The sequence below is a fragment of the Pseudomonas sp. AC229 genome, from assembly GCF_979254655.1.
This window is the reverse complement of the sequence record NZ_CEEDHK010000002.1, coordinates 267,556-281,961: the sequence shown is the minus strand read 5'-3', so window position 1 is coordinate 281,961 and position 14,406 is coordinate 267,556. Positions and strand designations below refer to the sequence as shown.

Sequence of the window (14,406 nt, the reverse complement as noted above, 5' to 3'; positions counted from 1 at the left end):
GAGCCTGAAATGACCGACTACAAAGCCACGCTAAACCTTCCGGATACCGCCTTCCCAATGAAGGCCGGCCTGCCACAGCGCGAACCGCAGATTTTGCAGCGCTGGGACAGCATTGGCCTGTACCAGAAGCTGCGTGAGATTGGTAAGGACCGGCCCAAGTTCGTGCTGCACGATGGCCCGCCCTATGCCAACGGCACCATTCACATCGGTCACGCGGTTAACAAAATTCTCAAAGACATGATCGTGCGCTCGAAAACCCTGTCCGGGTTCGACGCGCCTTACGTGCCCGGCTGGGACTGCCACGGCCTGCCCATCGAGCACAAAGTGGAAGTCACCCACGGCAAAAACCTGCCCGCCGACAAAACCCGCGAGCTTTGCCGCGCCTATGCCGCCGAGCAAGTGGAAGGGCAGAAGGCCGAATTTATTCGCCTGGGCGTTTTGGGCGATTGGGCCAACCCGTACAAAACCATGGACTTCGCCAACGAAGCCGGTGAAATCCGCGCCTTGGCCGAAATGGTCAAAGGCGGTTTCGTATTCAAAGGTCTGAAGCCGGTTAACTGGTGCTTCGATTGCGGCTCGGCCCTGGCTGAAGCCGAAGTTGAATACCAAGACAAAAAATCCTCGACCATCGACGTCGCGTTCCCGATTGCCGACGAAGCCAAACTGGCCGCTGCATTCGGTCTGCCAACGCTGAGCAAGCCCGCCGCCATTGTCATCTGGACCACCACCCCGTGGACCATCCCGGCCAACCAGGCGCTCAACGTCCACCCCGAATTCATCTACGCCCTGGTCGATGTCGGCGACAAGCTGCTGATCCTGGCTGAAGAGCTGGTGCAAGCCTGCCTGACCCGTTACGGCCTCGAAGGCACGGTGGTTGCCACGGCGCCCGGCGCAGCCCTGGAACTGATCGACTTCCGTCACCCGTTCTACGACCGCCTCTCGCCGGTTTACTTGGCCGAATACGTCGAGTTGGGCGCTGGCACCGGCGTGGTTCACTCCGCCCCGGCCTACGGTGAAGACGACTTTGTAACCTGCAAACGCTATGGCATGGTCAACGACGACATCCTCACGCCCGTGCAGAGCAACGGCGTGTACGTCGAGTCGCTGCCATTTTTCGGCGGTCAGTTCATCTGGAAAGCCAACCCCGCCATCGTTGAGAAACTCAGCGAAGTGGGCGCGCTGATGCACACTGAAACCATCAGCCACAGCTATATGCACTGCTGGCGCCATAAGTCCCCGCTGATCTACCGCGCCACCGCGCAGTGGTTCGTCGGCATGGATAAACAGCCCAACACCGGCAACACCCTGCGTCAGCGCGCAGTCAAAGCCATCGAAGACACCCAGTTCGTACCGGCCTGGGGCCAGGCGCGCCTGCATTCGATGATCGCCAACCGCCCGGACTGGTGCATCTCGCGTCAGCGCAACTGGGGCGTGCCGATCCCATTCTTCCTCGACAAAGCCACGGGCGATCTGCACCCGCGCACCGTCGAGCTGATGGAAGAAGTGGCCAAGCGCGTCGAGCACGAAGGCATCGAAGCCTGGTTCAAACTCGACCCGACTGAACTGCTGGGCGACGAAGCAGGCAACTACGACAAAATCAGCGACACCCTCGACGTCTGGTTCGACTCCGGCACCACCCACTGGCACGTGCTGCGGGGTTCGCACCCGATGGGCCACGCGTCCGGCCCGCGCGCCGACCTGTATCTGGAAGGTTCCGACCAACACCGCGGCTGGTTCCACTCCTCGTTGCTGACCGGCTGCATGCTGGACGACCACGCCCCGTACCGCGAACTGCTGACCCACGGTTTCACCGTCGATGAAAACGGTCGCAAAATGTCCAAGTCGCTGGGCAACGTCGTCGCCCCGCAAAAGGTCAACGACACGCTGGGCGCCGACATCATGCGTCTGTGGGTTTCGGCCACCGATTACTCCGGTGAAATGGCCGTCTCTGACCAGATTCTGCAACGCAGCGCCGATGCCTATCGCCGCATCCGCAACACCGCGCGCTTCCTGCTTTCCAACCTCAGCGGCTTCAATCCGGCTACCGATCTGCTGCCGGCCGAAGACATGCTGGCGCTGGACCGTTGGGCCGTCGACCGTGCCCTGCTGCTGCAAAACGAGCTGCAGGAACACTACGGCGAATACCGTTTCTGGAACGTGTACTCCAAGGTGCACAACTTCTGCGTGCAGGAGCTGGGCGGCTTTTACCTGGACATCATCAAGGATCGCCAATACACCACCGCCAGCGACAGCCAGGCGCGCCGTTCGTGCCAGACCGCGCTGTTCCACATCGCCGAAGCGCTGGTGCGCTGGATCGCGCCGATCCTGGCGTTCACCGCCGACGAGCTGTGGGAATACCTGCCGGGCGAGCGCAACGAATCGGTGATGCTCAACACCTGGTACGAAGGGCTCACCGCGCTGCCGGAAGGCTTCGAGCTGGACCGCGCCTACTGGGAACGCGTCATGGCTGTGAAAGTGGCCGTGAACAAGGAAATGGAAAACCAGCGCGCCGCCAAAGCTATCGGCGGCAACCTGCAAGCCGAAGTGACCCTGTACGCCGAAGACGCGCTGGTCAGCGACCTGGGCAAACTCAGCAACGAGTTGCGCTTCGTGTTGATCACCTCGACCGCCGCCGTGGCACCGCTGGCCAGCGCGCCAGCAGACGCCGTGGTCACCGAGGTCGCCGGCCTGAAACTCAAAGTGGTGAAGTCTGCTCACGCCAAGTGCGCGCGCTGCTGGCACTGCCGTGAAGACGTCGGGGTGAACCCAGAGCACCCGGAAATCTGCGGTCGTTGCGTCGACAACATCAGCGGCGCGGGCGAGGTTCGTCACTATGCCTAACGCCCGTCTTGGCCGTTTGTCCTGGCTGTGGCTGAGCCTGGTGGTGCTGATCCTCGATCAGGCCACCAAGCTCTACTTCGAGTCGAACCTGAGCCTGTACCAGCAGATCGTGATTATTCCCGACCTGTTCAGCTGGACCCTGGCCTACAACACCGGCGCTGCCTTCAGTTTCCTGGCCGACAGCTCCGGCTGGCAGCGCTGGTTGTTTGCTCTCATCGCCGTGGGCGTCAGCGCCACGCTGGTGGTGTGGCTCAAGCGCCTGAAGCCTGAGGAAACCCTGCTCGCCGTAGCCCTGTCGCTGGTGCTCGGCGGCGCGCTGGGCAACCTGTACGACCGAATCGTGCTCGGCCATGTCATCGACTTTATCCTCGTGCACTGGCAGAACCGCTGGTATTTCCCAGCCTTCAACATCGCCGACAGCGCCATCTCGGTTGGCGCCGTGTTGCTGGCCCTGGACATGTTCAAAAGCAAGAAAGCCGGAGAGCCCGCCCATGACTGACGACGCCCTGCGTATCGGCCCGGACAAACAAGTGACCCTGCACTTCGCCCTGAACCTGGAAAACGGCGACGTGGTGGACAGCACCTTCGACAAGAAACCCGCCACCTTCACCGTCGGCGACGGCAACCTGTTACCGGGCTTCGAAGCCGCCTTGTTCGGCCTCAAGGCCGGCGACAAGCGCACGCTGGAAGTGGAACCGGAACACGGCTTCGGCCAGCCCAACCCGCAAAACGTGCAAGTAATGCCGCGTTCGCAATTCGAAGGCATGGAGCTGTCGGATGGCCTGCTGGTGATCTTCAACGACGCCGCCAACACTGAGCTGCCCGGCGTGGTCAAAGCGTTTGATGACACCCAGGTCACCATCGACTTCAACCACCCGCTCGCCGGCAAGACCCTGAGCTTTCAGGTCGAAATCATCGACGTCAAACCGGCCTGACCCGACGGTAACCTGGCACCTGCCCTCGGGGCGGACAGAGAGAAGCCCCATGCAAGAAACAGCCATGCAAATCAAACTCGCCAACCCGCGCGGCTTCTGCGCCGGCGTTGACCGCGCGATTGAAATCGTCAACCGCGCCTTGGAAGTCTTCGGCCCGCCGATTTACGTTCGCCACGAAGTGGTCCACAACAAATTCGTCGTCGAAGACCTGCGCGCCCGCGGCGCCATCTTCGTGGAAGAACTGGACCAGGTGCCCGACAACGTCATCGTCATCTTCAGCGCCCACGGCGTTTCCCAAGCCGTACGCAAAGAAGCCGAATCGCGCGGCCTGAAAGTATTCGACGCCACGTGCCCGCTGGTGACCAAAGTGCACATCGAAGTCGCCCGCTACAGCCGCGACGGCCGCGAATGCATCCTCATCGGCCACGCCGGCCACCCGGAAGTCGAAGGCACCATGGGCCAATACGATGCCAGCAATGGCGGCGCCATCTACCTGGTTGAAGACGAAACAGATGTCGCCAACCTCCAAGTGCGCAACCCCGAAACCCTAGCCTTCGTCACCCAGACCACGCTGTCGATGGACGACACCAGCCGCGTCATCGACGCCCTGCGCAGCCGCTTCCCCAGCATCGGCGGCCCACGCAAAGACGACATCTGCTACGCCACACAAAACCGCCAGGACGCCGTCAAACAGCTCGCCAGCGAGTGCGACGTGGTGCTCGTCGTCGGCAGCCCCAACAGCTCCAACTCCAACCGCCTGCGCGAACTTTCCGAGCGCTTGGGCACCCCGGCTTACCTGATAGATGGCGCCGAAGATTTGCAGCAGGGCTGGTTTGAAGGCAAAGCGCGCATCGGCATTACCGCAGGGGCTTCGGCGCCGGAGGTGCTGGTGCTTGGCGTGGTGCAGAAACTACGAGAGTGGGGCGCTACGGGCGCGGAGGAGCTGGAAGGGCGGCCGGAGAATGTGACGTTTTCGATGCCGAAGGAGTTGCGGGTTAAGGCGATTTAAACGCGCCCTTGTCCACAAACAAAAAGCCCCGCACTAAGCGGGGCTTTTTGTTGCGCGCAGCGTTAGCGCTTCCAGCAGTCTGCAACAGGTGCATTGCTCGTCACACCGCGCACGCCGGTGTTGGTGACTGTCAGAGACCCGCATTTGTCACCGGCCATCATTTTCCCTGCAATCGGCACAGCTCGCAGCGTGTAGCCACTTGCCGAAATTGCGCTAACTTCCAGGTTGTACATGGCCTCACCTTCCTTTGGCGATGTGGCAAAAGGAAGGTCGGGCGCGGCAGCACCATCGGCTGCCTTCGAGTAGAAACCGTGGCCGGTGTACCAACGCTCCATATATTGCGACAGCTCAGTCAGAGAGCCTTGCGCGTCGGCGCGTTTGGCCCCTTTCACGTATTCGGTGTAGCTGGGGTAAGCAATCGCCGAAATGATGCCGATGATGGCCACCACTATCATCATTTCGATCAGGGTAAAACCGCGTCCCCGGACGCGGCTCCCGAGGGTGTATGCAGAGTTCATATCGTTCCTTATCTCAGTTCACGCCAAGAAACACGGTCGGAGAGGCGGGTGCCTGGTGGGACCTCTTCACAGGTTGGGTCTTTGCCGGCGGAACCCGCCACGCAAATCAGGTCTTTCGGCTTGTCTTTATCAGGGTCGCCCGTGCCGTCGCTGCCCTTGCCATTGAAGAACGTCGGAGTCTTGACCACGCCGTCACCATCTTTTGAACGGCCGGAGTACGGGATTTTTGTGCCGTCCGGTGCGGTGTAGTAGTCGCCTTCGTTCAACGTGCCGTCACCGCTCATATCGAAGAAGTTGTAGCTCAGGCGACCGCCGCCGAAGAGATCCAACGACATTACCCAACTCGTTGCGCCGCCCGCGCATGGATCTTTCGACGGTGTCAGGGTTGCAAACACGACTACACCGTTTCGGATTGCAGCCCGCGATACAACGCGTTCACCGGTCAAGGTGTTGGAGCCGCCCTGAGCTTGTTTCCACAGCAGATCCAGGAACCAACCGGTGGAAGAGGCCGTTATGGTTGTGTTGCTTAGCACTCGGCCTTGAATGCCTGTGCTGGACGTCTTCTGATTGATGATCTTCTGTTCAAGCAGTGTCGAGCGATTGCTGTTGATTGCCGTGCCCTTGTCGATGATGCCGTAGAAGCTATCGGTGTGCTGGGAAAGGGTCAGGTCGTTGTCGGTGGTTTGATAGAACGTGCCGGTACCAAACAGGATGATCGGACTACCATCCTTGTTCAGTGCGGCAGACAGCGGGGCGGTAATCGGTTGCACGTTACCTGCGCTGTCGCGCGCGGTGAACAGCGGCAGTGCGGTGCTTCCCGACATCAGGCTGCTCGGCACGCCCCAATTGCTTGCGCTGGTGCCGTTCAAATCGATACGCCACAACTTGCCTTGGGTATCGCCTACATAGATGCGCTCAGCCATGCGGTCGTTGTTCAAATCGATGGCCAGCGGCTCACCCAGATAACCGGTGGTGGGCACGGTGAACTTTTTGATGATCGAACCGTTCGCTGCATCAAGGAGCCACACAGCACCGGTGGTCGTGGCGTTAGCTGAGTAGCCACTGCTGACCAATACACCAAATTTGCCATTTGGCAGCGCTACGATCGACGCTTTGAAAATGGTGGCGCCCATGTCCGGAGCGTTGAATTCCCACAAGACGTTGGCATTGGTCATGGTGGTGGGGTTGGTCACATCGAGCGCGAATACGCCATTACCGCCGGCCCCGGTAGTGCCCACCACGATGGTTTTCCAGGCGCCGTTGATCCATACATCAGAGGTGGCGGGTGGGCCATCAACATAGTAACGGTGGGCGTAGGTAGGGTCGGTAAGCTTATAAAGATCGCTGGCTACGCTACGGGGAACATAAGCAAACAGCTCGGCACCGCCAGTAGGCTTGGCATCGAAGCCGTGCAGCATCCCGTCGTTAGCGCCGACCACTACAACGGGCGTGCGTTGCTGATAGGTAGGGTTCGACCGGAACGTCAGATACGCGCTGCCGGCGCTGCCCCATTGGGCATTGCGCAACAGGCTATAGCCATAGTCCTGAATGCCAACGTAAACGGGGTCGGAGTTGATGATGTCGCCGAGGCGCCCGCCGCGTTGACGGAACGGTTGGGTCTGATCAGTGGTGGTGCGCTCCAGCGTACGATCACCGCGCAGGTAGTTGACCCGGTTGGTGGCCACAGTGTCATCAACGGTGGAGCCCGCAGCGGTCACCTTCAGCAACGCGCGCGTGGCGCTATCAAGGTTGGCCCATTTGAAGTCTGTGCCCGTGGTAGAGACCGAATAGCTTGAGTCGCTGCTGGGTGTCAGGGTGTTGGCGGTGAAGATCTTGCGGTTAGTTACGCTGCTTAATGCATTTAGCAAGCGAGCTGCGCTCCAGGATTCGGTGCTGGCCACCACGCCGGTATCAGCGTCCACCGTTTTCATGAGCAGATCGCCGCTCCAAAAGTTGGTGTCAAACCGTGATTGAAAGATCGCGCTGCCCGTATCCAGCTGTGTCGAGTTGGATGAGAGTGAAGTCGCAGTGCCCGCGGCGGCGGCGGCAATGGCGGCAAAGGCCTGCTTCAAACTCGTAACCATACGTGTGGCGTCACTTGCCACGAAGAAGTTCTTAGGGCGCAGGTTGCCGTTTTCCAACGTGTCACCACTGGTCCACCAGTTTTGGTTCAGCGTCGCTGTGCGTGTGTAGGGTTCGCCATAGTCGGTAGGCACTTCGAAGCCGCCGTATTTAGCTGCCAACCAGTATTGGTTGGTGGCTTTGCCTTTCAGGTCGGCGTTCTCACGAACGTCTACCCAGTAAGTTGAGAGCGTTTGCTTTCCGAACTTATCGTCACGCATGTCGACGGTATGAGAGTCATAGGCGAGGCCAGCGATATAGGCGGAGTTATCGTTGCCAGTAAACTGCGCATCAAGAACCCTGAGGTTGATTCCCGGTGTGTCGTTGTTTTCGATCACTTGAACCCGGCGCGTTGCAGCAACCACATCCACGGATTTGTCGGCCACGACTTCGGCTGGCTTGGCGGGTTCGTTAGCGCTGCTGGTGGTCTCGGCGCTTGGCAGGTTTTTATCTTTGTGCGAGTTGGTGTCGCCGATACCCAAAATCACGTTCTTCTGGCAGGAATAGGTAATCGGGTCCATGCCCGTCCAATCGGTAATGACGGGGAAACCATCGGCCCACTGGGTGCGCGTGGCAACGGCGGTGTTCGAGGCGTAGTTCGAATAACTCGGAACAGGTGCCAGACCTTTGAAGTAACGAATGGCGGTGTAGTACAGCTCGCTCACCGGGTCGAAGGACTTGTCGTTGTTGTTGGTCAGCTCGCCAAATTTGTTCAGGTAGTTCATCACACCACTGTTGGCAATGGTGGTTCCCATGCTGCTAGTAATGGAGTCGGGGTTTTGCACGAAGACACCGGTGGCAGGGTCCCACTCCTGGCGTGGGTTGGCCGTTTGATCGTACAGCTTTGGCCCGATGTACTTTTGCGAGGCTCGAAGTACACCGCCATCACGGGTCGCAGTCGAGTCGTTGAGGTAGCCAAACACGCTGTAACGCAGGTCGGCCGAGTATTGCTGCAGCAAGCCCTCAGGCTTCCAATTGGAACCGTATTGCTTGCAGTTGCTCTCCATTTCGCCCACACCGGTCTTGCACACTTCCGCGCGCACATACGCTTCATAGCGGTTGGCGGTTGAGTCGAAGTTGCTGCCGTTATAGGTAACCAGCGGCTTTTCGTTGCCTGACAAGGTTTTGCACGACCCTGTGGTAGCCGTCGTGGTGCCCAGGGCGCCAGTGCCAGTGTTAGGCGTTTGGCAAACGCCGAACGGGTAGTTGGTTACGGCGCTGCACCTGTCCTTGTTTACGCCACTGGCGACATACGCGGTGCACAGGTTAACGCCGGGGCCTGTGGTGAATTCCATTTTGCCCTGCAAGCCCGAAATACGAATGTACAACTGGTTGGTAGTGCTCAGGTTGCCGGTGAATGTTTTGGTGATGACCCGGTTGGCGCCGCCACTCTGGCCGGTGTTACGCGCTTTTTGCACGATGGTCAGCGAGGGCGTATCAACGATGCGGTACCCGCCCGTCAAGGCGCTGCGGAAGGGGTCGATAGTCTGAGTGGCAGCCCAGTTGAGATGGTTGCCGCTCCACACATTGTTGCCGGCGCAGGTACGTGTCGAGTCTTCCGAGACGGGCGTGAACCGACTGGCGTTGGTTGCAGACTCGGTCGCGACGTACGTGTAGGTGTAGCACTTGTTGGAGTTGAAATAGCCCGCATAGACAGTCGAAGCCGAGTAGTTGCCTACGTTGGCGTAAGTCAGGATGGTCGGGTATTCCACCGATGGAACTAACGCCAGGCTGCCTGGCACATTGCCGCCACCCGTAATCAAAGGAGTTTGCGAGATAGGTGCAGCGCTGGCGTTGGCGCCGGAAAAAATGCCCAGTGCCAGAACAAAATAGACACTGAACGCTTTGAAATTATTGAACGTGGGCTGGAGAACCATGGGGCTCGCTCCGCTATGAACTGTATCGTTATCGTCTGATATACATGGAGCGCACATTGACTGTAGCGCCGGGCGTGCCATCGTCATTTTTAGTCACGCCGTAGCCTTCCGCTTCTACGCGAACTGCGGCCATCTGAATGGTGGCGCCGGCGGTAATGTCGTCTCCCGCTTCCCGGATCGTGACACCGGGTACGGTAGTAACGCGGAACTTGGGTGCCACGGGCAGATCGGTGATCTGATCAGCGTTCTGCCAGGCCGAGGTGCCCGTTGTGAGCTGCAGCGTAGGGATAGCGGTCGCCAGCACCGTCGATTCGCCTTTGCGTAACGCCGTTTCAGCCGCCTGGAAAGCCTGACTCTGATCGCGCATGTTGCCGGCCATACGCTCCTGCATGTTAGTGCTGCGCATGCTGCTAATGCCCATGATGGTCAACAGCAGGAGCATCACCAGGGCGACGATCAGAACGGCACCACGTTGTGTGTGCTGAGTGAGCGAGTAGTTTTGTTTTTTCATGGCAGTCGGTTACGAATTCCAATCGTGGAGGTGAAGACTTGCGCGATTCGACGATCCGGAATCGTCACATCGGAGCCATTGAAAGAAATAACCTGGTTTTCAGGCAGGACGTTGGTATCGCTGCTGACGACCAAAAGCGAAAACCGGGCAGAAACAACTTTGGTCCAATCGGTAATGTCTTGAGCGTCTCGGTACTCACCGGTAATGGCGCCGTTATCGTCCCCGAGTGCAAATTGCAGCTGCATGTTCTGCACGCCTTCTACCATCAGCTCTGACGGCATGGCGGCAGCGCCGGTGTTGTAGCGAGTGCGCCACAACGAGGGCACCTCGCCGGCGGCACCGGCTTTTATGAAATAGACGGCGCTCTGATAGCTGAGTAGAGCGACGTCGTTGGCGTAAGCGTGTCCCCATTCATTGGTGGTAGCGCGGCTTACGTTAGTCGCCGTATTGGCACTTTGGTTGGCGAACAGGTCGCAACCGATGGGGTCCGTGGCGACAAGGAGCGTGCCGGTAGGGATGCCACTGGCTGCCGTCAGAGCAATGGTGGCAGTGGTGGTCGGCGTGTTGTTGGTCGCTGTCGCCGTGGCACCGGTGGCGTTCACCGCATGTTTGATTAGCACCATGTCGGTGCCTGCAAGCCGGTCGGTGGCAGTGAACCAGCTAGGAAGGCTTGATTCAGAGTTGTCCCAGGCTTCCAGACCAGCATCCAACGTAAAGCGAACGTCGGTAAGGCCGGAAATGTTGTTGATGGGGGTTAGGCATTCACCCTTATAGCCGGTGTTACGCAAGTCGAAGGACAGAAACTCGGAGGCAAAACGCCCGCTTTCTTGGACCCGCGAGAGCGCGGAGGTGGTGTTATAGGTCACCTTGCTAGACAGAAACACCTGCAGCACGCCGGCGATGAGCAACAGGCTCAAGACCATTGCAATCATCAGCTCGACCAACGACAGCCCTTTTTGGGCAGATAGGCGAATAACAATCATAGTCTGGCTCGATAGGTGAATTTTTGAACGGCGTCTTCAGGGTTGGCGGTGCCTTGCACTTCGCTGCTCTTGCGGTCGATGCGGCCTCGGGCGTCGTTCCACTGAATCGTTACGGTGAATACGTTATTGCCATCCTTGACAATGCTCCCGGTGCCCTCAGGCAGACTTGCGGCCAGTTGATTCAGCCATTGCGCCTTGTCCTTTTCAGCCTGTGATCCTGTTACCGAATTGCCTGTCGACGAGGCGGGCGCGGTTGCAATGGCGTAGTTGCCGGCAATGGCCAGGGCGCGGTTGGCGCGCATTCTGTCGGTAATATCCGCTGCCATCAGCGTAGCTTGTGAGCGGTAATAGGAGCTGTAGTTGGCTTGTACGCTGGTCACCTGCAAGGCAGCGATACCTAGGATGCCGATCGCCAGAACGATCATCGCCACCATGACCTCGATAAGTGTGGCGCCACGCTGTTGGGTGCGGTTAGGCATCATGATGGCGTGCACTCCCCTTGGCTGGCGGTGGTATTGCCGGTGGTCGACACCGCAATCGTGCGCTTTTTGCTATCGGCGCAGCCGCCATTTTTGATTTCGAAGTTACCCGCGCCATTGCCAAGGCCGTTGCTGCCGAACGTAATGCCAGCAGCCGGGCCGCTCACGGTGCTTCCAGTAGGCGCATTCCAAACCCGTATGGTGTTGCCGCTGACCTGCCGGATCAGCCAGCCGTTGGACCAATCCACACCGTTCTCACAATCGGTGAGCGCTGCGTTGGCGCGGCAAATGACCACGTTCTTACGCCGTTTAAGGGCTTCGGAGCGGGCGAGTTGAATGGCGGTGTTCAACTCCTCGGTCACTGTCAGTGTGCGGCTGGTCATCACCCATGACTTAAATGCGGGAATTGCGATCGTCGTAAGGATCGCCAGCACCACAAGCGTTACTAGTAGCTCAACGAGCGTAAATCCACGGGAACGAAGCATGGTCAACCTCTGGAGTTTCGTGAGCGGATCCTCTCAGCTTCGTTAATTCCTACAAACATGTAGGAGATGTCCGGTCAGTTATTGGGTTTATACGGCTAGGCGCCGTTCGCTTTCAGTCGGATGCGGCATTGCTGACCTTGCCGTCAGTTTTAAAACTGCGCATTCTTCGCGGCTTATGTCGTGCTGGCGAAGTGGGGAAATGATGGCGTGTAGAACTGTTGTGGTAGGCGGCGGGGCAATCGGTTTGATGTCCGCTTTCAATCTGGCGAAGCAGGGACAATCCGTGGTTTTGCTGGATCGCTCTACCGCCGGCACCGAGTCTTCCTGGGCCGGCGGCGGCATCGTTTCTCCCCTTTACCCTTGGCGCTACACCTCGGCGGTAACAGCGCTAGCCCACTGGTCTCAAGACTTCTATCCAGGCTTGGGTAATCAGTTGCTGGAGCAAACCGGCATTGATCCCGAGGTCTTCGTCACCGGACTGTATTGGCTGGATCTGGACGACGAGGCCCAAGCGCTGGCCTGGGCGCGAGCGCTCGGTCGGCCATTGGCGTCGGTGCCGATGAGCCAGGTGTACGACGCCGTTCCGGTTCTCGGCTCGGGCTACCAACACGCGGTTCACATGAGCGGCGTTGCCAACGTCCGTAATCCTCGCCTGGTCAAAGCGCTGCGTGCCGCGCTGATGCAAATGCCTAACGTCACGCTGCGTGAGCAAACGCCGGTTTCGGGGTTTATTCGCGAGGGTGACAAGATTGTTGGTGTGCACACCGCCGAAGGCGAAATCCGCGCGGAACGCGTGGTACTTACTGCCGGCGCCTGGAGTGGCGAATTGCTCGCCACGCTGGGGCTCGACTTGCCCGTGGTGCCGGTAAAAGGCCAGATGATTCTGTTCAAGTGCGCTGCCGACTTTTTGCCGAGCATGGTGTTGGCTAAGGGGCGTTACGCCATTCCGCGCAAGGACGGCCACATTCTCGTGGGCAGCACGCTGGAGCACTGCGGGTTCGACAAGACGCCTACCGATGAGGCGCTTGCCAGCTTGAAGGCGTCGGCCATCGAGTTGCTGCCGGCCTTGGCAGATGCCGAGGTGGTTGGGCATTGGGCGGGGTTGCGGCCGGGGTCGCCGGAGGGCGTTCCGTTTATTGGGCCGGTGCCGGGGTTCGAGGGGTTGTGGTTGAACTGCGGCCATTACCGCAACGGGCTGGTGCTGGCGCCGGCGTCCTGTCAGTTGCTGACGGATTTGATGCTGGGCAACCCGCCGATCATCGACCCCACGCCTTACGCGCCGCAGGGTCGACTCGGGCCGCTGTGATCAGTCGATGCCGAGCTTTTTCAGGCGGTAGCGCAGGGAACGGAAGGTCAGTCCCAGGCGCTGGGCGGCGGCGGTGCGGTTCCAGCGCGTCTCTTCGAGCGCTTGCATGATCAGGTTGCGTTCGATGTTTTCGAGGTAGTCCTCGATATTGTCGATCTGCGCCAGGCTCGCCTCGCCGTTTTCGCCGGAGCCACTGGCATCGGCCAAGCGCAGGTCGCTGGCTTGAATGCGGTCGTCTTCGCACAGGGTGTAGGCGCGTTCCAGCATGTTTTCCAGTTCGCGCACGTTGCCGGGGAAGCGGTAGTTTTTCAGCTTTTCCAGGGCGTCGGGGTCGAGGCTGGCGGCGGCTAGGCCTGTGCCCTCGGCGAGGCGCTTGAGCATCACGTCGCACAGTTGCGCGATATCTTCACGACGCTCGCGCAGCGCCGGCACCCGCAGTTCGATCACGTTCAGGCGGTAGTACAAATCCTGGCGGAAGCGACCGGCGGCCACTTCGGCGGCGAGGTCTTTGTGCGTAGCGCTGAGAATGCGCACGTCCACCACCACTTCTTGCTGGCCGCCGACGGTGCGGACGGCTTTCTCCTGAATGGCACGCAGCAATTTCACTTGCATGGCCAGCGGCAGGTCGGCCACTTCGTCGAGAAACAGGGTGCCGCCGTTGGCGGCCTGGAACAGGCCTTGTTTGTCTTCGATGGCGCCGGTGAAGCTGCCTTTTTTATGGCCGAAGAATTCGCTTTCCATCAGCTCGGACGGAATCGCGCCGCAGTTCACAGGCACGAAGGGCAGTTCGGTACGCGGGCCTTGTTCGTGGATCAGGCGCGCGACCAGTTCCTTACCGCTGCCCGATTCGCCGCTGATGTAAACCGGTGCCTGGCTGCGCGCCAGTTTGAAGATTTGCTTGCGCAGCGCGCGCATGGGCGGCGAGTCGCCGAGCAGGCGGTTGTCTACGGTGACTTCCTCGCCGTCGTTGCTGCGAATACGCAGGGCCGTGGCGACCAGTTCGCGCAGGCGGCCGAGGTCCACTGGTTTGGTCAGGAAGTCGAAGGCGCCGGCTTTGAGGGCGTTGATCGCCGTGTCGAGACTGCCGTAAGCGGTGATCATCGCCACCGGCACTTGCGGGTGGCGCTGCTGAATGTGCTGCACCAGGTCCAGCCCCGTGCCGTCGGGCAGGCGCATGTCGGTGAGGCATAGGTCGAACGGCTCGCGGGCTAGCCATTCGCGGGCTTCTTTGACGTTGCGCGCGCTGCGGGTGTCCAGTTTCATGCGGCCGAGGGTAATTTCCAGCAGCTCGCGGATATCGGGCTCGTCGTCGACGATCAGGGCTTTTTGCCGGGCGGTCAT

12 protein-coding genes are annotated in these 14,406 nt (G+C 59.8%); 5 read left to right on the top strand and 7 right to left on the bottom strand.

Translation table 11 applies throughout. The features are described from left to right. The first annotated feature begins 9 nt into the window (after positions 1-9). The 4 genes from ileS (at position 10) to ispH (ending at position 4,785) form a co-directional block, all read left to right on the top strand. Complete coding sequence (gene ileS / locus AC0IW7_RS03910) at positions 10-2,841, top strand: isoleucine--tRNA ligase (RefSeq protein ID WP_471815878.1); 2,832 nt, start codon at positions 10-12, stop codon at positions 2,839-2,841. Then, positions 2,834-3,340, top strand: a complete 507-nt coding sequence (gene lspA / locus AC0IW7_RS03905; protein ID WP_471815877.1) for a signal peptidase II — start codon at positions 2,834-2,836, stop codon at positions 3,338-3,340. Before ileS ends, lspA begins: the two co-directional genes overlap by 8 nt. Then, on the top strand, positions 3,333-3,776 hold the full coding sequence (locus AC0IW7_RS03900; protein ID WP_471815875.1) for an FKBP-type peptidyl-prolyl cis-trans isomerase: 444 nt from the start codon (positions 3,333-3,335) through the stop codon (positions 3,774-3,776). Before lspA ends, AC0IW7_RS03900 begins: the two co-directional genes overlap by 8 nt. A gap of 64 nt (positions 3,777-3,840) precedes the next feature. Beyond that, positions 3,841-4,785, top strand: a complete 945-nt coding sequence (gene ispH, locus AC0IW7_RS03895; RefSeq protein WP_122493142.1) for a 4-hydroxy-3-methylbut-2-enyl diphosphate reductase — start codon at positions 3,841-3,843, stop codon at positions 4,783-4,785. 62 nt (positions 4,786-4,847) lie between these two features. Here ispH and AC0IW7_RS03890 read toward each other — a convergent pair whose 3' ends face one another. The 6 genes from AC0IW7_RS03890 to AC0IW7_RS03865 are packed head-to-tail and all read right to left on the bottom strand — an operon-like array spanning position 4,848 to position 11,759. Next, positions 4,848-5,303 carry a type IV pilin protein gene (locus tag AC0IW7_RS03890; RefSeq protein ID WP_471815873.1) on the bottom strand — a complete coding sequence of 152 codons (456 nt, stop codon included), beginning with the start codon at positions 5,301-5,303 and terminating at the stop codon, positions 4,848-4,850. An 8-nt stretch (positions 5,304-5,311) separates the two neighbouring features. Continuing rightward, entirely contained in the window at positions 5,312-9,388 is a 4,077-nt protein-coding gene (locus AC0IW7_RS03885) for a pilus assembly protein (protein ID WP_471815871.1), read from the bottom strand. After that, complete coding sequence (locus AC0IW7_RS03880) at positions 9,330-9,812, bottom strand: pilus assembly PilX family protein (protein ID WP_471815869.1); 483 nt, start codon at positions 9,810-9,812, stop codon at positions 9,330-9,332. The genes AC0IW7_RS03885 and AC0IW7_RS03880 overlap by 59 nt, the downstream gene beginning before the upstream one ends. Then, positions 9,809-10,795 carry a PilW family protein gene (locus AC0IW7_RS03875; RefSeq protein WP_471815867.1) on the bottom strand — a complete coding sequence of 329 codons (987 nt, stop codon included), beginning with the start codon at positions 10,793-10,795 and terminating at the stop codon, positions 9,809-9,811. The genes AC0IW7_RS03880 and AC0IW7_RS03875 overlap by 4 nt, the downstream gene beginning before the upstream one ends. Continuing rightward, positions 10,792-11,277: a type IV pilus modification protein PilV gene (pilV, locus tag AC0IW7_RS03870; RefSeq protein WP_471815865.1), complete on the bottom strand. Its 486-nt coding sequence runs from the start codon at positions 11,275-11,277 to the stop codon at positions 10,792-10,794. Before pilV ends, AC0IW7_RS03875 begins: the two co-directional genes overlap by 4 nt. Continuing rightward, positions 11,274-11,759, bottom strand: coding sequence for a GspH/FimT family pseudopilin (locus tag AC0IW7_RS03865; RefSeq protein WP_471815864.1), 486 nt, complete (start codon positions 11,757-11,759; stop codon positions 11,274-11,276). Before AC0IW7_RS03865 ends, pilV begins: the two co-directional genes overlap by 4 nt. A 202-nt stretch (positions 11,760-11,961) precedes the next feature. Between AC0IW7_RS03865 and thiO the strand changes: the two genes are divergently transcribed. Next, a complete protein-coding gene (thiO, locus tag AC0IW7_RS03860) occupies positions 11,962-13,065 on the top strand; it encodes a glycine oxidase ThiO (protein WP_471815863.1) in 1,104 nt (367 codons plus the stop codon). Here thiO and AC0IW7_RS03855 read toward each other — a convergent pair whose 3' ends face one another. Then, positions 13,066-14,406 (bottom strand): sigma-54-dependent transcriptional regulator, encoded by a 1,341-nt coding sequence (locus AC0IW7_RS03855; RefSeq protein WP_471815862.1) that lies wholly within the window; start codon positions 14,404-14,406, stop codon positions 13,066-13,068.